Genomic DNA, 17284 nt, shown 5'->3' on the forward strand with positions numbered 1-17284 from the left:
ATCATAGCGGGCCATTGGTCATGGGCCATGACGCGACGCGGGAATGTTAGAATCGAGAACCATTTACATCCAGCAGAGAACACGCTAGATGACGCTGTCCGAACTGCCGCTGCACACCTCGGCCGTGGTCGAGTCCGTGCAGGACCTGCATGCCAACGATGCCATCGCCCGTCGCCTGCGCGAGCTGGGTTTCGTGAAGGGCGAGGAAGTGCGCCTGGTGGCCAAGGGTCCGGTGGGGGGCGAGCCGCTGCTGGTGCAGGTCGGGTTCACCCGTTTCGCGCTGCGGATCAGTGAAGCCAAGCGCGTCGTTGTCGACGCCGCCAGCCAGGAACGACGTGCATGACCGCTGCAGCCTCCACCGCGCCCCTGCGCATCGCGCTGGTCGGTAACCCCAACAGCGGCAAGACCGCTCTGTTCAACCAGCTGACCGGCAGCCGGCAGAAGGTTGCCAACTACACCGGCGTCACCGTCGAGCGCAAGGAAGGCCGCCTGCGTGCGCCGTCCGGCCGCGAGTTCGCGGTACTCGACCTTCCGGGGGCCTACAGCCTGCATCCGGCCAGCCTGGACGAGGCGATCACCCGTGACCTGTGCCGGGGCTTCTATCCGGGTGAGGCCGCGCCGGACGTGCTGCTGTGCGTGATCGACGCCACCAACCTGCGCCTGCACCTGCGTTTCGCGCTGGAACTGCGCGAGCTGGGCAAGCCGATGGTGGTGGCCCTGAACATGGTTGACGCCGCCCAGCGCCGTGGCATCCAGGTGGATGTGGCCGCGCTGGAGCGCGAGCTGGGCGTGCCGGTGGTGGAGACCGTGGCGGTGCGCAAGCAGGGTGCCAAGGCCCTGGTCGAGCGGCTGGACGCGATGGTGCCGCACCTGGATGCGCCGGTACCCGGGCCGGAAGGTGGCATCGACTACCACGCCAAGGTGCGCCAGATCCTGTCGGTGGCCGTGCGCATGCCGGCGCGGACCGCGAAGATTGACGACGCGCTGGACCGCTGGCTGCTGCACCCGGTGTTCGGCCTGGTCAGCCTGGCGGTGGTGATGTTCCTGATCTTCCAGGCGGTGTACGCCTGGGCGACGCCGCTGATGGACGGCATCGAAGCCGGCTTTGCCTGGCTGGGTCAGTTCGTCGGCAGCGTGCTGCCGGAAGGGCCGCTGGCCAGCCTGCTGACCGACGGCATCATCGCCGGCGTCGGCGGCGTGGTGGTGTTCCTGCCGCAGATCCTGATCCTGTTCTTCTTCATCCTGGTGCTGGAGGAATCCGGCTACCTGCCGCGTGCGGCGTTCCTGCTCGACCGCATGATGGCCGCCGCCGGCCTGTCCGGCCGCTCGTTCATCCCGCTGCTGTCCAGTTTCGCCTGCGCGGTGCCGGGCATCATGTCCACGCGCAGCATCCAGGACCCGCGTGACCGCTTGGCCACGATCCTGGTGGCGCCACTGATGACCTGTTCCGCACGCCTGCCGGTGTACGCGCTGCTGATCGGTGCGTTCATCCCGCAGAAGACGGTGTGGGGCGTGTTCAACCAGCAGGGCCTGGTGCTGTTCGGCCTGTATGCGGCCGGCATCCTCAGCGCACTGGCGATGTCGTGGATCATGAAGAAGTGGCGCCGCGACAAGAGCGAGCACCCGCTGATGCTGGAGCTGCCGTCGTACCGGCTGCCGCACGTGCGCGACCTGGCGGTCGGCCTGTACGAGCGCGGCATGATCTTCCTCAAGCGCGTCGGCGGCATCATCCTGGCGCTGACCATCCTGCTGTGGGTGCTGCTGTCGTTCCCGGCGGCACCGGCCGGCGCCACGATGCCGGCCATCGACTACAGCTACGCGGGCCAGATCGGCCACGCGATGGCGGTGTTCTTCGCGCCGCTGGGCTTCAACTGGCAGATCTGCATCGCGCTGATCCCGGGCCTGGCCGCGCGTGAAGTGGCGGTGGCCTCGCTGGCTACGGTGTATGCGCTGTCGGCCGCCGATGATGACGCCGCCAGCCAGGCGCTGACCCCGCTGATCAGCGACGGCTGGTCGCTGGCCACTGCGCTGTCGCTGCTGGTCTGGTACATCTACGCACCGATGTGCATCTCGACGCTGGCCACCATCAAGCGCGAGACCAACTCGTGGAAGCAGATGGGCTTCGCCGCGTTCTACCTGTTTGCCGCGGCTTACGTGGCCGCGCTGATCACCTACCAGGTGACCAAGGCGCTGGGAGGCGGCTGATGGATACCGGCCTGCTGATCCAGTACCTGATCATCGCGGTGGCCGTGCTGGTCAGTGCCTGGGTGGTGCTGAAGAAGCAGTTCCCGGGCACCGTGCGCAAGCTGCGCGGGGCGCTGGCCTTGGCGCTGTTGAAGCCGGGCCGTGCCGCCTGGCTGCAGGCGCTGGGGCGGAAGATCGCGCCGCCGGCCAGCGGCGGTGCGGGTGCCTGTGGCGGTTGCGACAGCTGCGGGCCGACTCCGCCGAAGCAGCACTGACGCTGCCTTTCCTGCCCTGATGGGTGCGAACCTTGGTTCGCACGCTTGCGGGCTTCATCCACGCATGGCGTGGATCTACTAGACCTCTTTGCGGATGATCGCCCGGAAGCGACCATCCTGATTCAATCGCCGCACCGATTCCCGGTTTCCATGGCTGGCCGCGAAGCCGGCTACGTCGGCAAGGGCAATGAGCAGCAGGCCTTTCAGTGCGTCGCGGTTACCGGCTTCCAGCAGATCTTCGAGATCCTGCTGGATGAAGGTCCGGCGCAGGCCCGGCGTTTCTTCGATCCGCCAGTCGACATGGGGCGTGGGAATGCTGGAGCGGTATCTGAAAGCCGTTTCAAGATCGTCAGGCGCGAGGGGATACTCGAGCAGCTCTGGAAAGTAGAGTCCAGCATTCACATAGAAGCCCCGGCTTTCGCTGGCGCGTTGGTGATTCACGACAAGCAGGGCGTCATCCAGCAAGCGGTAGCGGGTCGTCGACGTGCCGGCAAAGCCGGTCTTCCTGGCGCACTTGCTGAAGACGGTCGAGGATTTCATGGGCGTTGCCTGGGCCGGAAGAGGGCCCCACAGCCTTGAGGCGCAGTGCCTGGCGGTCAATTGGCAAACGCGACACGCGCGATGCGCGTCGCAGGTGGGTGCGAACCTTGGTTCGCACGCCTTGCCCATCGCCTGAATCTACCGAGCCCGCGCTCCCAGCTCCGCTGCCAGCGCCAGCCACTTGCTGCGTTGCGCTGGGGTACTGCTGCGTACCGCACCGAGGCGGCTGACACGCACCGGGCGGATGCCGCAGAACTCCAGGATGGTGGCGCGGATCTGGGTGATGCCTGGGTCGCGGTAGATCCAGCGGTAGTACCAGGGCGGCGTATCCAGCGTGGTGATCACCCGTGCACTGCGCCCGGCCAGCAGGCGGTCCCACCACACCGAACCGCGCCGGTAGCGGAAGGCGTACCCCGGCAGCAGCACGCGGTCGAAGAAGCCCTTCAGCAGGGCCGGCATCCCGCCCCACCAGATGGGGTAGACCAGCACCAGATGATCGCAGGCTTCGATCGCATCGGCGGCGTCCTGCAGATCGGCTTCAAGTGGCTGGATCTGGCGGTAGCCGTGGCGCAGCACCGGTTCGAATTCAAGGTCGCCCAGTGCGATCAGGCGCACCCGGTGGCCGGCGTTTTCGGCGGCGGTGGCATAGCGCTGGGCGATCGCGCCGCACAGGCTGTCGCGGTCGGGATGGCCGAGCAGGATCAGGATGGAGCGGGACACGGCAACCTCGGACAATGGAAAGTGCGCGAGGCTGCGGTCTGTCCCAGGGGCAGAGTCAAACCGGGGTGGTGCAGCCGCTGGGATCCAGGATGCAGTCGCCGCTGCCGGAGTGCAGCCACTGCTGCAGTTCGTCGCTGACCTGCTGCAGGGCGAGCTCGACCTGCGCCAGCCGAGCCCGTTCGCTGGCAATGCGTGTGCGCTGCTGTTCCAGCAAGGCCAGCACCGCAGGCCAGTCGAGCCGTCCGTCGCGGCCCTGCAGGCGCGAGATCGCGGCCAGGCTGATGCCCAGCCCCAGTGCCTGTCGGATCAGCTGCACCCAGGCCACGTCCTGTTCGCTGTAGTCGCGATAGCGGTTCAGGCGTGGCACCGGCGGCAGCAGTCCGCGCGCCTCGTACAGGCGGATGGCCTTGGCGCTGGCACCGGTCAGGCGGCTGACTTCGGAGATGCGCATCGGCTCAGTCCCGCACCAGCCCGCCATCGACCACCAGGTTCTGGCCGGTCACCGCACGCGACCAGGGGCTGGCGAAGAACAGCGCGGCATCGGCAAACTCGGCCGGGGTGGTGACGCTGCGCAGTGGCGTGTTGGCGGCGATGTAGTCGAACACCGCTTCGGGCGTGGCGGCACTGGCATCGGTGGTGCGCAGCAGGCCGCCGGACAGCATGTTTACCGTGATGCCATGCGGGCCGAGGTCGCCGGCCAGGGTGCGGGTCAGCGACAGCAGTGCGGCCTTGGCGGCGGTGTAGTCGTGGTAGGGCACCACCGGGTTCTGGAACAGGTTGGTGCCGATGTTGATCACGCGGCCGAAGCGGCGGGCCTGCATGCCGGGCAGGGCGGCCTGCACGGTGTTCAGCGCGCTGCGCACGCTGCCCTCGAACTGCGCCTGGAAGGCCGGCCAGCCGATATCGGCGGCGTCGTCGCGGGCATCGCCATTGAACGAGAACGCCGCCAGCGCGTTGTTGACCACGGTTGTCACGCCTTGCCCGAAGTGGGCCAGTGCCTGCTGCAGCATCGCATCGACCTGGCCGCGGTCGGTGACGTCGGCCGGCAGTGCGATCGCCTGTCCGCCCAGCTCGGCAGCCAGGGCACGTGCGGCGCCTTCGCTGCGGTGGTAATTGACGATGACGCGCGCGCCCTGTGCGGCGAAGGCGCGGGCGATGTGCTGGCCAAGGCCGCGGCCGGCGCCGGTGACCAGCACCAGCTGTTCGCTGATCTGCATGAGGGAGCTGCCATCCATTGCATGAAAGGGCATGCAGCGTAGCAGCGATGGCGCTTGCCGGAGCGGGCGTGCTGCCGCTAGCCTGCAGGCATGAACCAGACTCCCCTGCGATTGCTCATTCACGGCGCCTCCGGGCGCATGGGCCAGGCCCTGCTGCGGTTGGCCGCCGATCATCCCGAAACCCTGCAGATCGTGGCCGCAGTGACCGGCCGTGCGCCGGCGCAGCGCGTGGTCGACGGCGTACCATTCTTCGCTGCCAGTGAGCTGCCCGGGGCGCCGGCATTCGACGTGGCGATCGACTTCAGCCTGCCGGAGGGTTTCGACCCGCTGCTGGCGCTGTGCGTGGAGCGGGGTGCAGGGCTGGTGTCGGGCACCACCGGGATCTCCAGCACGCAGCGCCAGGCGCTGGACGCGGCGGCTGCGAAGATCCCGCTGGTCTGGGCCTCCAACTTCAGCCTGGGCGTGGCGGTGCTGGACGAGTTGGTCGAGCGCGCGGCGCAGGCGTTGGCCGGCTGGGACTGTGACATCGTCGAGTCGCACCACACCCAGAAGAAGGATGCGCCGTCGGGCACCGCGCTGACCCTGGGCGCGGCCGCGCAGCGGGGTGGGGCGGAACCGCATTACGCCAGCCTGCGCGCCGGTGACATCGTCGGCGAGCATCTGGTGCAGTTCACCGGGCTGGGCGAGCGCATCGAGCTGGTGCACCGGGCCACCAACCGCGACATCTTCGCCCGCGGCGCCCTGTTCGCCGCCCGCCAGCTGAAGGGCCGGGCTCCGGGCAGCTACCGGGTGCGGGATCTACTGGACGGGCCCGGGTAACCGGCCCAGGCTGATGGTAGATGCCAACCTTGGTTGGCAGACTTTGCGGGAAGCGCCAACCAAGGTTGGCATCTACCGGGCCGTGGCGGACCCCGCATACGCCGCCGGATTGAAATGAATGCGCAATCGCCTGTTCATGAAGCGCGATAACCGCTGGCGCGAGCGCCCCGGCAGCGCTACAATTCGCACTCGCCGAATCACGAAAGCCGGACCGGTCCCAGACCGTACGTCCGCGCTTTTTTGCAACCGGATTTCCGTGAAGCGCAGGCGTGACTTCGGCAGCCCCCTCGGTAGCCAAAGTGAGATTCCCGTGACCCAAGCCGCAATCCTCGTCCTCGAAGACGGCACCGTATTCGAGGGCGAATCCGTAGGCGCGCCCGGCCTGTCCGTCGGTGAGGTGGTGTTCAACACCGCCATGACCGGCTATCAGGAAGTGTTGACCGACCCGTCCTACGCCCGGCAGATGGTCACGCTGACCTATCCGCATATCGGCAACACCGGCATGACCGACCAGGACAATGAAGCGTCCAAGGTGTGGTCGGCCGGCCTGATCGTGCGCGACGTTCCCCGCCGTCCCAGCAACTGGCGCAGCCAGGTGTCGCTGCAGGACTGGCTGATCCAGCGTGGTGTGGTCGCCATCGCCGGCATCGACACCCGCAAGCTGACCCGCATCCTGCGCGAGAACGGCGCGCAGAACGGTGCGCTGATGGCCGGCGACATCGACGTGGAAAAGGCACTGGAAGCCGCCCGCAAGTTCCCGGGGCTGAAGGGCATGGATCTGGCCAAGGTCGTCACTACCGAGAAGACCTACACCTGGACCGAGGGCCAGCTGGACTTGGATGCCAATGCCTTCGTCAGCGTGCCGGCGAGGTTCAAGGTCGTGGCTTACGACTTCGGCGTGAAGACCAACATCCTGCGCATGCTGGCCGAGCGCGGCTGCGAAGTGACCGTGGTGCCGGCCCAGACCCCGGCCGCCGAGGTGCTGGCACTGAAGCCGGACGGCGTGTTCCTGTCCAACGGCCCGGGTGACCCGGAACCGTGCGACTACGCCATCGAAGCGATCAAGACCTTCATCGATGTGAAGATCCCGACCTTCGGCATCTGCCTGGGCCACCAGCTGCTGGGCCTGGCCTCGGGCGCGAAGACCATGAAGATGGGCCACGGCCACCACGGTGCCAACCACCCGGTGCAGGACCTGGACAACGGCCGGGTGATGATCACCTCGCAGAACCACGGTTTCGCGATCGATGAAGCGACCCTGCCGGCCACCCTGCGCGTGACCCACCGTTCGCTGTTCGACGGCACCAACCAGGGCGTCGCCCGCACCGACGTGCCGGCGTTCTCGTTCCAGGGCCACCCGGAAGCGTCGCCGGGCCCGACCGACGTCGGTCCGCTGTTCGACCGCTTCGTGGTGCTGATGGAGCAGGCCAAGGCGTGATCAGTACGCCGCCGGCCGCCGGTGGCGTCGCGATGGACCGTAAACCGCCGCATCGCTGCTGCCCCTGGCGCGGCGCTGCGGATCAAGATTCCTGATCGACAGCGTGCGATCACTCCCCCTTGTCACGCTGTACTGACTTAGAGAAGAAAATGCCCAAGCGCACTGACCTCAAGACCATCCTCATCATCGGTGCTGGCCCGATCGTCATCGGCCAGGCCTGCGAGTTTGACTACTCCGGCGCCCAGGCCTGCAAGGCCCTGCGTGACGAGGGTTACCGCGTGGTGCTGGTCAACAGCAATCCGGCCACGATCATGACCGACCCGGAGATGGCCGACGCCGTCTACATCGAGCCGATCAACTGGCAGACGGTCGAGAAGATCATCGCCAAGGAAAAGCCCGATGCGCTGCTGCCGACCATGGGTGGCCAGACCGCGCTGAACTGCGCGCTGGACCTGGCCGACCACGGCGTGCTGGAGAAGTACAACGTCGAACTGATCGGCGCCAAGCGCGAAGCGATCCGCATGGCCGAAGACCGCGACCTGTTCCGCGTCGCCATGGGTGAGATCGGCCTGGAATGCCCGACCGCCGCCGTCGCCCACACCCTGGACGAAGCGCTGGAGATCCAGACCCGCGTCGGCTACCCGACAATCATCCGCCCCAGCTTCACCCTGGGCGGCAGCGGTGGCGGCATCGCCTACAACCGCGAAGAGCTGGTCGAGATCGTCAGCCGCGGCCTGGAACTGTCGCCGACCACCGAAGTGCTGGTGGAAGAGTCGGTGCTGGGTTGGAAGGAGTTCGAAATGGAAGTGGTCCGCGATACCGCGGACAACTGCATCATCGTCTGCTCGATCGAAAACCTCGACCCGATGGGCGTGCACACGGGTGACTCGATCACCGTGGCGCCGGCACAGACCCTGACCGACAAGGAATACCAGCGCCTGCGCGATGCCTCCATCGCCGTGCTGCGCAAGATCGGCGTCGACACCGGTGGCTCGAACGTGCAGTTCGGCATCAACCCGAAGACCGGCCGCGTGGTCGTCATCGAGATGAACCCGCGCGTCTCTCGTTCGTCGGCGCTGGCCTCCAAGGCCACCGGCTTCCCGATCGCCAAGGTTGCTGCGAAGCTGGCCGTGGGCTACACCCTGGACGAACTGAAGAACGAAATCACCGGTGGCCTGACCCCGGCCTCGTTCGAGCCGTCCATCGACTACGTCGTCACCAAGATCCCGCGCTTCGCCTTCGAGAAGTTCCCGGCCGCCGATGCCCGCCTGACCACCCAGATGAAGTCGGTGGGCGAGGTGATGGCGATGGGCCGCACTTTCCAGGAGTCGGTGCAGAAGGCCCTGCGTGGTCTGGAAACCGGCAAGGTCGGCTTCGACCCAACCGGCCTGGACCTGGCCAACGAAGAAGACCTGCAGACCCTGCGTCGCGAGCTGAAGGCGCCGGGCCCGGAGCGCCTGTTCTTCGTCGCCGACGCGTTCCGCGCCGGCATGAGCGTGGAAGAGATCTACGCGCTGTCGTTCATCGACCACTGGTTCCTGGACCAGATCGAGGAAATCATCGCTGCCGAAGCTGAGGTTGCTGCCGGTGGCATCGATGCGCTGGACGCTGCACGCCTGCGCAAGCTCAAGCGCGCCGGTTTCTCCGACGCGCGCCTGGCGCAGCTGACCGGCACCAACGAAGCCGCCATCCGCGCGCTGCGCCGTGCGCACAAGGTGCGCCCGGTCTACAAGCGCGTGGACTCCTGTGCCGGTGAATTCTCCACCGGTACCGCCTACCTGTACTCGACCTACGAGGACGAGTGCGAGGCTGCACCGAGCAACCGCGACAAGATCATGATCCTGGGCGGTGGCCCGAACCGCATCGGCCAGGGCATCGAGTTCGACTACTGCTGCGTGCACGCGGCACTGGCGCTGCGCGAGGATGGTTATGAAACCATCATGGTCAACTGCAACCCGGAAACCGTGTCGACCGACTACGACACTTCCGACCGCCTGTACTTCGAACCGCTGACCCTGGAAGACGTGCTGGAAATCGTCGAATTGGAACAGCCGAAGGGCGTGATCGTGCAGTACGGCGGCCAGACCCCGCTGAAGCTGGCGCGCGCTCTGGAGGCCAACGGCGTGCCGGTGATCGGCACCAGCCCGGATTCGATCGACCTGGCCGAAGACCGTGAGCGCTTCCAGCAGCTGGTCGACAAGCTGGGCCTGAAGCAGCCGCCGAACCGCATCGCCCGCAACGACCAGGAAGCCCTGCTGCTGGCCCGCGAGATCGGCTACCCGCTGGTGGTGCGCCCGAGCTACGTGCTGGGTGGCCGCGCCATGGAAATCGTCTACGGCGAAGCCGACCTGGCCCGCTACGTGCGCGACGCGGTGAAGGTGTCCAACGATTCGCCGGTGCTGCTGGACCGCTTCCTCGACAACGCCGTCGAGTGCGACGTCGACATCATCGCCGACAAGGATGGCAACGTCCTGATCGGTGGCGTGATGGAGCACATCGAAGAAGCCGGCGTGCACTCGGGCGATTCCTCGTGCTCGCTGCCGCCGTACTCGCTGTCGGCGGAAACCCAGGCCGAGCTGCGCCGCCAGGTGGTGGAGCTGGCCAAGGCCCTGAACGTGGTCGGCCTGATGAACACCCAGTTCGCGATCCAGACCAGCGACGAAGGTGCCGACACCATCTACCTGCTGGAAGTGAACCCGCGTGCCTCGCGCACCGTGCCGTTCGTGTCCAAGGCCACCGGCATGCCGTTGGCGAAGATCGCCGCCCGTTGCATGGCTGGCAAGAGCCTGGCCGAGCAGGGCGCGACCAAGGAAATCGTGCCGGACTACTACTCGGTGAAGGAAGCGATCTTCCCGTTCGCCAAGTTCCAGGGCGTCGATCCGATCCTCGGGCCGGAGATGCGCTCCACCGGTGAAGTGATGGGCGTAGGCCGCACCTTCAACGCCGCTTTCGCGCGTGCGCAGGAAGCCGGTGGCATCAAGGCGCCGCCGGTCGGCAAGGCCTTCGTTTCGGTGCGTGATCCGGACAAGAAGCGCGTGCTGCCGGTGGCCAAGGCGCTGCTGGCGCGTGGCTACAGCCTGGTCGCCACCCGTGGCACCGCCGCATGGCTGCAGCAGCACGGCATGGACTGCGAGATCATCAACAAGGTGGTCGAAGGCCGTCCGCACATCGTCGACTCGATCAAGAACGGCGAGATCGTCTACATCGTCAACACGACCGAAGGTCGTTCGGCGATCAACGACTCGTTCTCGATCCGTCGCGAGGCGCTGCAGCATCGCGTCACCTACTCGACCACCATTGCCGGCGCCAAGGCGCTGGTGGATTCACTGGAATTCCGCGGCACCGGCCCCGTCTGGTCGCTGCAGGAGCTGCACAAGGAGTTGAATGCATGAGAGCCCCCATCACGATGAAGGGCGCGCAGCGTCTGCGCGATGAACTGGATCACCTGAAGTCGGTCAAGCGCCCGAAGGTGATCGCCGCGATCGCCGAAGCGCGTGAGCACGGCGACCTGAAGGAGAACGCCGAGTACCACGCTGCGCGCGAGGAACAGGGCTTCATCGAAGGCCGCATCAAGCAGCTGGAAGGTGAGCTGTCGCACGCCGAGATCATCGACGTGAGCAAGCTCAACGCCGGCTCCAAGGTGGTGTTCGGCGCCAGCGTGACGCTGGCTGACGTGGAAACCGACGAAGAGAAGAAGTACCAGATCGTTGGTGACCTGGAAGCGGACATCAAGCTGGGCCTGATCGCGATTTCCTCGCCGGTGGCGCGCGCGATGATCGGCAAGCTGGAAGGCGATTCGATCGTGATCGACGCCCCGGCCGGCCAGCGCGAGTACGAGATCGTCAGCGTCAGCTACGTGGACTGACCACGTGGCAACGGCGACCCTGCTGTTGCCGGCACGCAGCCGCTTTGCCGCGGCTGCGCTGCCTGATGACGTGGCGCGCGCCCTGGGCCGCGCCAACGTCTCGCAGTTTGAAGCCGGCGAGCGGGCACAGCTGCAGCGCCATTTCACCGTCGCCGCGCCGCACTGGCCTGTGGCCGCACTGAGCCGCCAGCGTGACGTCGGCGATGCGGCCGGCGCGTGCTGGCTGCGTGCCGACCCGGCCTGCATGGTGCCGGACATGCACGGCGCGCGGATGATGGCCTACGGCGAGACGCTGCGGCCGACCTTGGCGGACTGCCTGGCCCTGTTGCCGGTGCTGCAGCCGCTGTTTGCCGATGCCGGATTAGTGCTCGACGCACCGGATCCTTCGCGCTGGTACCTGCGGCTTCCGATCGACCTGGCGTTGCCTGACTTCGACAGCCCGGATGAGGTGCTCGGCGATGACCTGTTCTCGCACCTGCCGGCAGGCGAGGGCGGCCGCCGTTGGCGGGCGCTGATGACCGAGGCGCAGGTGCTGCTGCACAACCATTCCTGGAACCAGCAGCGCGCCGCGCAGGGACAACAGCCGATCAATTCGCTGTGGTTCTGGGGCGGTGGCGTGATGCCGGTGTCGGTCAGCACGCCGCACGCACAGGTGCGTAGCCGCGATGCCCTGTTGCAGGGCCTGGCCCTGGCGGCTGGCGTCGCCGTGGACGGCGAGCAGGCGGTGGATGCATTGGTGGATCTGCGCCAGCTGCGTTCCCTGCAGCAGCTCGGCAATGAAGCGATCCGTCCGCTGCTGGCCGCGCTCAAGCGTGGTGAGCTGCAGCGGCTGGTGCTGGATTTCGAAGACGGCCTGCAGTTCCAGCTGGACCGTGGACAGCGCTGGCAGTTCTGGAAGAAGCCGCGCCAGCTGCACGATTGAAGCCAACGCTGCGCGCTGCCGCACAGCCACGGGTGCTGCTGATTCCCCCTGTAGCGCCGAGCCCATGCTCGGCTTCATCACTACTGGACTTCTGTAACGTAGGTCGGCAATGACCAGTGCCTGCGGCTGCGGGTTGAGCAGTATTCACCCAGATACGTCGCGCTCAGGACAAGGCGCGAGCCATCCCAGGCCCAGTGCCGGTTCGTGCCGCAGGGATCGGTGTCGGTCACAGAACCTTCTTCAAGAAATACGGCATGCGGGTAGAGCGGAAACAGCGTGCTTGGGGCGATCAGCGTGGGCGAAAACGGTGGACGATCGCGGATCAGCCAGGTCCCCGCCGGCACGATGTAGCGGTCGGTTGTGCAGTTCAACAGCGCCAGGACATGGCTGGCATCCACCCGTTCGATGCGGAGTTGGCGTGACGACATCCGGTCGCACGCGTTTCCCGCAGCGGCCACTGGTTGCAGCTGCTGCAGCAGATCCGCCCGCTCGGCCAGCTGCGCATCGCTTTCCTGTGCTTCAGCCAGAAGCGGCGGTGCCTTCAGGGGCGGCGCGGCAACCGCAGCCGGGACCTTCGACTCCGGCTGTGAGCCCTTGCGCACCAGCGCGCCCGGAGTATCCAGCCGACCTTGTGCTTCGTCCATCTTCAGCAGCAGCGTGCGGATGCCGCGGTCAGACAGCGGCCACGCGTGACCTGAGGCGTCGCTCATCTCGACGCGCTTGCCCGCCAGCAGTGCTTCAATCATGGCGGTCACGTAGCGGGTGGGCAGCTCCAGACCAGAGTCGAGCGCTTCGCTGTGGCCGATGGCACCGAGGTCCTTTCCGTCCACGTGTAGTCGCAACGTTCCTTCGGGGGCCACCGGCGCAGGGGTCGCAGGCGCGTCCTCGCCGCCCTCGGCCATTGACAGCCGGGCGGTGACCGCCGTGCGCGGCCCGCCACTGCGTTCGATCAGCGCGCTCAGCATCAACGGCGCCAGTGGACCGTAGGCTGCCAGCCGGCAGGTGCGGGTGTTGTCGCAGGCCATCACGCCGTCGCCCTTCGCCAACGAAATGCCCGCCGGTTCGGCAGCCGGGGCAACCGAGGCCATCGTCAGCGACGCCAGCAGCAGCGGCGTGCATAACAGTGAAGATGCATGCATTCAACGCACCTCGCTGAGCAGGGTTGGCAGCATCCAGTGCCCGCCCGGCACGCCACGGCACAGGCCGGTACTGAACGCACTGCTGGGCTGGAATCTGTGGCCATCCCATACCCAGTCCGAACCGGAAACGCAGTCGCCGATGCCGCGGCCCTTGTAGCGCGCGTAGAGCGTGCGTTCGCCGCGCGAGAAGCCCTCTGCTTCCATCGTGACCGTCTGCGGGGCGAACGGGGGCTGGTCGCGCGCGATCCAGAAGCCATTGCTGTAGTTGTACGCGCCCATCTGGCACAGCGCCTGCACCAGTACGTGGTGCTCGTCCAGCCGCTCGATCACCATTTCCGGGGTGCCCGTGTACTCGATCATGCGCGGACAGTCGTCACTGTCGCCGAGCGTGGCGATCAGCGCGTCGCGCAGCGCTTCGCTGCTTCCCAGTTCGCTGTCTCCAGGGTGTGGGGCCACCAGTGCCGCGCTCACGATCACCGGCTTGGCGTGCGCAGCCGGCACGCTCGTTTCGGCATGCGTGCCACGCCGCACCAGGGCGCCGGGTGTTCCGATCCGCCCTTGTGCCTCGTCCATTTTCAGCAGTACGGCGGCAGCCCCACGGTCGGAAATCGGCCAGCGGGTGCCGTTGTTGTCGATGACCTCGATGCGGGCCTGGCCGGGCAGGGCCGCCAGCAGGGCTTCCACCTGCGCGGGCCGCAGCGTCACGGCCTCGTCGGCACCGGTGTCCTGCACCGGGCCCAGATCACGGCCGTTCACCTGCAGGCGCATCGCTCCCTCAGGCATTGCGCTTTCGCCATCCTCGCCCACCCGCAGCCGTGCCTTTACTGCCGTACCGGGACCGCCGGCACGTTCCAACATCAGGCCCAGCAGGCTGTCTGCGCTCTCGGGGCCATAACCCGCGGCACGGCAGGTACCGGTGTTGTCGCAGGCCAGGAACCAGTCGTGGTGCACGAACTCGATACCGGCTGTGACCGGCGTGTTTGCGGCATGGCTGGCGAGCGGCAGCAACAGGCCGACAATCAATGCGGACAACGGGCGATACATGGCGAATTCCGTTTCAGAAGCGAACAAGCATGGGCGATCGCCACGTCTGCGCCAAGCCCGGGAAGAGCCCGGCAAGCCGGGCGGGGTATCATGCCCGGGTCTTCCGTCACCCGGCGATGCCGATGTCCCTTGCCGCCGATGCTGTGCAGCCGTCCTCTGATCCGCCGATGATCCGCCGCCGTGATGCGGTCGCACCCGGCAGCTGGCCGGACGGCACGCTGCCACTGCTGGCGCGTCTCTATGCCAGCCGGGGCGCGGGCACACCGGAGCTGGCGCAGCCGAAGCTGGGCAATCTGCACGCCCCCGAACTGCTGACCGGCATCGACGATGCGGTGGGCCTGCTGGTCGAGGCCATCGCCAATGACAAGCGCATCCTGGTGGTCGGCGATTTCGACTGCGATGGCGCCACCGCCTGCGCGGTCGGCGTGCGCGGCCTGCGCATGCTCGGCGCGCAACATGTCTTCCACGCGGTGCCGAACCGCATGGTGCACGGCTATGGCCTGTCGCCGTCGCTGGTGGAAGAACTGGCCGAGTTGAAGCCGGACCTGCTGGTAACGGTCGACCACGGTATTGCCTGCCATGCCGGCGTGACTGCGGCCAAGGCACGTGGCTGGCAGGTACTGGTCACCGACCACCATCTGCCGGGCCCGCAGCTGCCGCCGGCCGACGTCATTGTCGATCCGAATCTGGACGGCGACGCCTTCCCCAGTAAATCGCTGGCCGGTGTCGGCGTGATCTTCTACGTGCTGATGGCGCTGCGCCGACAGATGCGCGAAGCCGGTGTCTTTGCCGATGGCAAGGGACCGGACCTGACCACGCTGCTGGACCTGGTGGCGGTCGGCACCGTCGCCGATCTGGTAGCGCTGGACCCGAACAACCGTGCATTGGTGAGCGCGGGCCTGCGCCGTCTGCGCGCAGGGCAGGGCTGTGTCGGCCTGCGTGCGCTGATCGAAGCCAGCGGCCGTGACGCCACGCGACTGACCGCCACTGACATCGGCTTCGCGCTCGGCCCGCGCCTGAACGCGGCGGGCCGGCTGGAAGACATGGCGCTGGGCATCGCGCTGCTGCTGACCGAAGACCCACGCCAGGCGCGCGAGATCGCGCAGACGCTGGAGCAGATCAATTCGGAACGGCGCGCGGTGCAGCAGTCGATGACCGACGACGCCGAGCAGGCATTGACCCGCGTGGTGCTGGACATGGCCGGTCAGCGCCCGGTGGCGGCCTGCCTGTTCGATGCCGATTGGCACCCGGGCGTGGTTGGCCTGGTTGCGTCGAAGATGAAGGATCGCCTGCATCGCCCGGTAATTGCCTTCGCGCCGGCCGAACCGGGCGCCGACACCCTGCGAGGCTCGGCGCGCTCGATCCCCGGCCTGCACATCCGTGACGCACTGGCGCTGGTCGATGCGCGCCATCCGGGGCTGATCGAACGCTTCGGTGGGCATGCCATGGCGGCTGGACTGAGCATGCGGCTGGATCACGTCGATGACTTCAAGGCCGCCTTCGTCGCCGTGGTGCTGGAAATGCTCGACCCGGCCGCGCTGCAGCAGCAGGTCCTCAGCGACGGCGAACTGGCGGCGGACGAACTCGACCATCGCCACGCCGATGCGCTGCGTCTTGCTGGACCGTGGGGCCAAGGCTTCCCCGAGCCGCTGTTCGACGGCCACTTCGAAGTGGCCAACTGGCGCGTACTGAAGGAACGCCACCTCAAGCTGGAACTGCGCCTGCCAGGCGTACCCGGCACGATCAACGCGATTCACTTCGGCGGCTGGCACGGCAACGCGCCGGGCCGCCACGTGCATCTCGCCTACCGCCTGGCCTGCGACGACTACCGCGGCGGCAGCGCCATCCAGCTGATCGTCGAGCACAGCCTCCCCGCATGAAAAAGGGGACGGAGGGGATCAAGTCGCTTGTGCCTTGTTTGCCACTTGCGACTTGATCCACTCCGTCCCCTTTTCGGGGGATCAGCGGCCCCCGGTCACCAGCGTTGGCAGTTCCCAGGTGCCGCCGGGCACGCCCCGACACAGGCCGGCTGCCACCTCCGAGGTGGCGACGAAGGCTGTGCCGTTCCACGTCCAGGTTGCCTGCGAAATACAGTCAGCGAGGCCACGGCCCTTCTGCGCGGCAATGATCTGGCCGTCGGCGTAATCAATCGCATCGCTGGTTACCCACTGCGCCTGGAACGGCGCCTGAGGGCGGGCGACCCAGTAGCCGTCGCCGGTGTTGTAGGCCGCGCGCCAGCACGGGACAGTGACCAGCACATGCTGCGCGTCCAGGCGCTGGATCTGCAGCGGGGCGTTGCTGAGCGGAACCTCGGCGTCGGTCTCCAGCAGTCCCTCGCAGCTGTTGTCCTTCAACGTGGCACGCAGCGCCGCACGAAGCGCGGGTGAGGCGGCCAGCCGCGCAAACGCAGGATCGTCCGGAGGCGAGTCCAAGGTTGCGGCCTTGCGTACCACGGGCACCGGGAGTGCTGCCGGGACGCTGGATTCCGGTGTGCTGCCCTTGCGCATCACCGCGCCGGGTGTGCCGAGACGGCCCTGGTACTCATCCATCTTCAGCAGCACCGCTGCGGCCCCCTTGTCCGACAGCGGCCAGCGGCGGCCTGCGGCATCGGTCACGATGATCCCACCGTCGCGCACCAGTGCGGACAGCAACGCGCTGGTCTGCGCGGGATCCAAGCTGTGCGTGCCTTCGCCCTTGGCGGGAGCCAGGACGCCCAGGTCCTGCCGCTGGATGCGAAGGTGCAACGCGCCCTTGGGCTGGGGCTGGCCTTCTTCCGGCTGCAGCGACAGGCGACCCTGGATGACCTGGGCAGGACCGCCGTTGCGGGTGAGCAGCACGCTCAGGGTGCTGCCATCGTCGGGGGCATAGCCGGCGGCGCGGCAGGTCAGCGTGTTGTCGCAGGCTACGACCCAGTCGTGGTGCTGGAAATACAGGCGCTTGGGCGGTGCTGCAGCGCGGGTGGCCACTGGGCAGGCCAGGGCCAGCAGGGCGAAAATCAGCGGGAATCGCATCGGCATCCTTGCGCGTGTGGGAGAGTGGGGCATGGTGCCTGTGGGTGGGGGCAAAGAAAAGCTGTGCATCGTCCAACCCCGTTCCGGCTGTCCGTGCGTTCAAAGGTCCA

General features: G+C 67.2%; 16 protein-coding genes. 9 read left to right on the forward strand and 7 right to left on the reverse strand.

What is annotated here, in order from left to right; genetic code table 11:
- Positions 1-88 precede the first annotated feature (88 nt).
- Genes ACW5IY_RS10250 through ACW5IY_RS10260 form a run of 3 tightly spaced genes read left to right on the forward strand, consistent with a single transcriptional unit; the run spans position 89 to position 2459 of the window.
- On the forward strand, positions 89-343 hold the full coding sequence (locus tag ACW5IY_RS10250; protein WP_005409473.1) for a FeoA family protein: 255 nt from the start codon (positions 89-91) through the stop codon (positions 341-343).
- Positions 340-2205 (forward strand): ferrous iron transporter B, encoded by a 1866-nt coding sequence (gene feoB / locus ACW5IY_RS10255; protein ID WP_049435001.1) that lies wholly within the window; start codon positions 340-342, stop codon positions 2203-2205. Before ACW5IY_RS10250 ends, feoB begins: the two co-directional genes overlap by 4 nt.
- On the forward strand, positions 2205-2459 hold the full coding sequence (locus ACW5IY_RS10260; RefSeq protein WP_049435002.1) for a DUF6587 family protein: 255 nt from the start codon (positions 2205-2207) through the stop codon (positions 2457-2459). Before feoB ends, ACW5IY_RS10260 begins: the two co-directional genes overlap by 1 nt.
- 78 nt (positions 2460-2537) lie before the next feature.
- On the opposite strand, the gene ACW5IY_RS10265 is transcribed toward ACW5IY_RS10260, so the two are convergent.
- The 4 genes from ACW5IY_RS10265 to ACW5IY_RS10280 form a co-directional block, all read right to left on the reverse strand.
- The gene (locus ACW5IY_RS10265) at positions 2538-2999 is read right to left on the reverse strand and encodes a DUF4304 domain-containing protein (RefSeq protein ID WP_049435003.1); all 462 of its coding nucleotides are present in this window, start codon (positions 2997-2999) and stop codon (positions 2538-2540) included.
- A 138-nt stretch (positions 3000-3137) separates the two neighbouring features.
- Complete coding sequence (locus ACW5IY_RS10270; RefSeq protein WP_049435032.1) at positions 3138-3719, reverse strand: NAD(P)H-dependent oxidoreductase; 582 nt, start codon at positions 3717-3719, stop codon at positions 3138-3140.
- Between the two features lie 55 nt (positions 3720-3774).
- On the reverse strand, positions 3775-4170 hold the full coding sequence (locus ACW5IY_RS10275; protein ID WP_049435004.1) for a MerR family transcriptional regulator: 396 nt from the start codon (positions 4168-4170) through the stop codon (positions 3775-3777).
- A 4-nt stretch (positions 4171-4174) separates the two neighbouring features.
- A complete protein-coding gene (locus tag ACW5IY_RS10280; RefSeq protein ID WP_425602562.1) occupies positions 4175-4936 on the reverse strand; it encodes a 3-oxoacyl-ACP reductase in 762 nt (253 codons plus the stop codon).
- 138 nt (positions 4937-5074) lie between these two features.
- Between ACW5IY_RS10280 and ACW5IY_RS10285 the strand changes: the two genes are divergently transcribed.
- The 5 genes from ACW5IY_RS10285 to ACW5IY_RS10305 all read left to right on the forward strand — a co-directional run bounded on the left by ACW5IY_RS10285 (position 5075) and on the right by ACW5IY_RS10305 (position 11980).
- On the forward strand, positions 5075-5755 hold the full coding sequence (locus ACW5IY_RS10285) for a 4-hydroxy-tetrahydrodipicolinate reductase (RefSeq protein ID WP_049435006.1): 681 nt from the start codon (positions 5075-5077) through the stop codon (positions 5753-5755).
- Positions 5756-6065: 310 nt separating this feature from the next.
- Complete coding sequence (carA, locus tag ACW5IY_RS10290) at positions 6066-7193, forward strand: glutamine-hydrolyzing carbamoyl-phosphate synthase small subunit (RefSeq protein WP_049435007.1); 1128 nt, start codon at positions 6066-6068, stop codon at positions 7191-7193.
- Between the two features lie 149 nt (positions 7194-7342).
- Positions 7343-10585: a carbamoyl-phosphate synthase large subunit gene (gene carB / locus ACW5IY_RS10295; protein WP_457327209.1), complete on the forward strand. Its 3243-nt coding sequence runs from the start codon at positions 7343-7345 to the stop codon at positions 10583-10585.
- An 8-nt stretch (positions 10586-10593) separates the two neighbouring features.
- A complete protein-coding gene (gene greA / locus ACW5IY_RS10300; protein WP_170272484.1) occupies positions 10594-11058 on the forward strand; it encodes a transcription elongation factor GreA in 465 nt (154 codons plus the stop codon).
- A gap of 4 nt (positions 11059-11062) precedes the next feature.
- Complete coding sequence (locus tag ACW5IY_RS10305) at positions 11063-11980, forward strand: phosphoglycerate mutase (RefSeq protein WP_049435010.1); 918 nt, start codon at positions 11063-11065, stop codon at positions 11978-11980.
- An 80-nt stretch (positions 11981-12060) separates the two neighbouring features.
- Here the strand turns inward: ACW5IY_RS10305 and ACW5IY_RS10310 are convergent, their stop codons facing one another.
- Complete coding sequence (locus tag ACW5IY_RS10310) at positions 12061-13119, reverse strand: DUF1176 domain-containing protein (RefSeq protein ID WP_049435011.1); 1059 nt, start codon at positions 13117-13119, stop codon at positions 12061-12063.
- Positions 13120-14163 carry a DUF1176 domain-containing protein gene (locus ACW5IY_RS10315; RefSeq protein WP_049435012.1) on the reverse strand — a complete coding sequence of 348 codons (1044 nt, stop codon included), beginning with the start codon at positions 14161-14163 and terminating at the stop codon, positions 13120-13122.
- Between the two features lie 122 nt (positions 14164-14285).
- Between ACW5IY_RS10315 and recJ the strand changes: the two genes are divergently transcribed.
- Positions 14286-16043: a single-stranded-DNA-specific exonuclease RecJ gene (gene recJ, locus ACW5IY_RS10320; RefSeq protein ID WP_049435013.1), complete on the forward strand. Its 1758-nt coding sequence runs from the start codon at positions 14286-14288 to the stop codon at positions 16041-16043.
- A gap of 81 nt (positions 16044-16124) precedes the next feature.
- Here recJ and ACW5IY_RS10325 read toward each other — a convergent pair whose 3' ends face one another.
- Entirely contained in the window at positions 16125-17174 is a 1050-nt protein-coding gene (locus ACW5IY_RS10325) for a DUF1176 domain-containing protein (protein ID WP_049435014.1), read from the reverse strand.
- Positions 17175-17284 lie beyond the last annotated feature (110 nt).

The sequence above is a fragment of the Stenotrophomonas sp. C-A genome (genome assembly GCF_054030835.1).

Excerpts from the sequence above, each read along its gene's own strand:
- ACW5IY_RS10250 (WP_005409473.1), top strand. The coding sequence starts at position 89 with ATGACGCTGTCCGAACTGCCGCTGCACACCTCGGCCGTGGTCGAGTCC.
- feoB (WP_049435001.1), top strand. The coding sequence starts at position 340 with ATGACCGCTGCAGCCTCCACCGCGCCCCTGCGCATCGCGCTGGTCGGT.
- ACW5IY_RS10260 (WP_049435002.1), top strand. The coding sequence starts at position 2,205 with ATGGATACCGGCCTGCTGATCCAGTACCTGATCATCGCGGTGGCCGTG.
- ACW5IY_RS10265 (WP_049435003.1), bottom strand. The coding sequence starts at position 2,999 with ATGAAATCCTCGACCGTCTTCAGCAAGTGCGCCAGGAAGACCGGCTTT.
- ACW5IY_RS10275 (WP_049435004.1), bottom strand. The coding sequence starts at position 4,170 with ATGCGCATCTCCGAAGTCAGCCGCCTGACCGGTGCCAGCGCCAAGGCC.
- ACW5IY_RS10280 (WP_425602562.1), bottom strand. The coding sequence starts at position 4,936 with ATGCAGATCAGCGAACAGCTGGTGCTGGTCACCGGCGCCGGCCGCGGC.
- ACW5IY_RS10285 (WP_049435006.1), top strand. The coding sequence starts at position 5,075 with ATGGGCCAGGCCCTGCTGCGGTTGGCCGCCGATCATCCCGAAACCCTG.
- carB (WP_457327209.1), top strand. The coding sequence starts at position 7,343 with ATGCCCAAGCGCACTGACCTCAAGACCATCCTCATCATCGGTGCTGGC.
- ACW5IY_RS10310 (WP_049435011.1), bottom strand. The coding sequence starts at position 13,119 with ATGCATGCATCTTCACTGTTATGCACGCCGCTGCTGCTGGCGTCGCTG.
- ACW5IY_RS10315 (WP_049435012.1), bottom strand. The coding sequence starts at position 14,163 with ATGTATCGCCCGTTGTCCGCATTGATTGTCGGCCTGTTGCTGCCGCTC.
- recJ (WP_049435013.1), top strand. The coding sequence starts at position 14,286 with ATGTCCCTTGCCGCCGATGCTGTGCAGCCGTCCTCTGATCCGCCGATG.
- ACW5IY_RS10325 (WP_049435014.1), bottom strand. The coding sequence starts at position 17,174 with ATGCGATTCCCGCTGATTTTCGCCCTGCTGGCCCTGGCCTGCCCAGTG.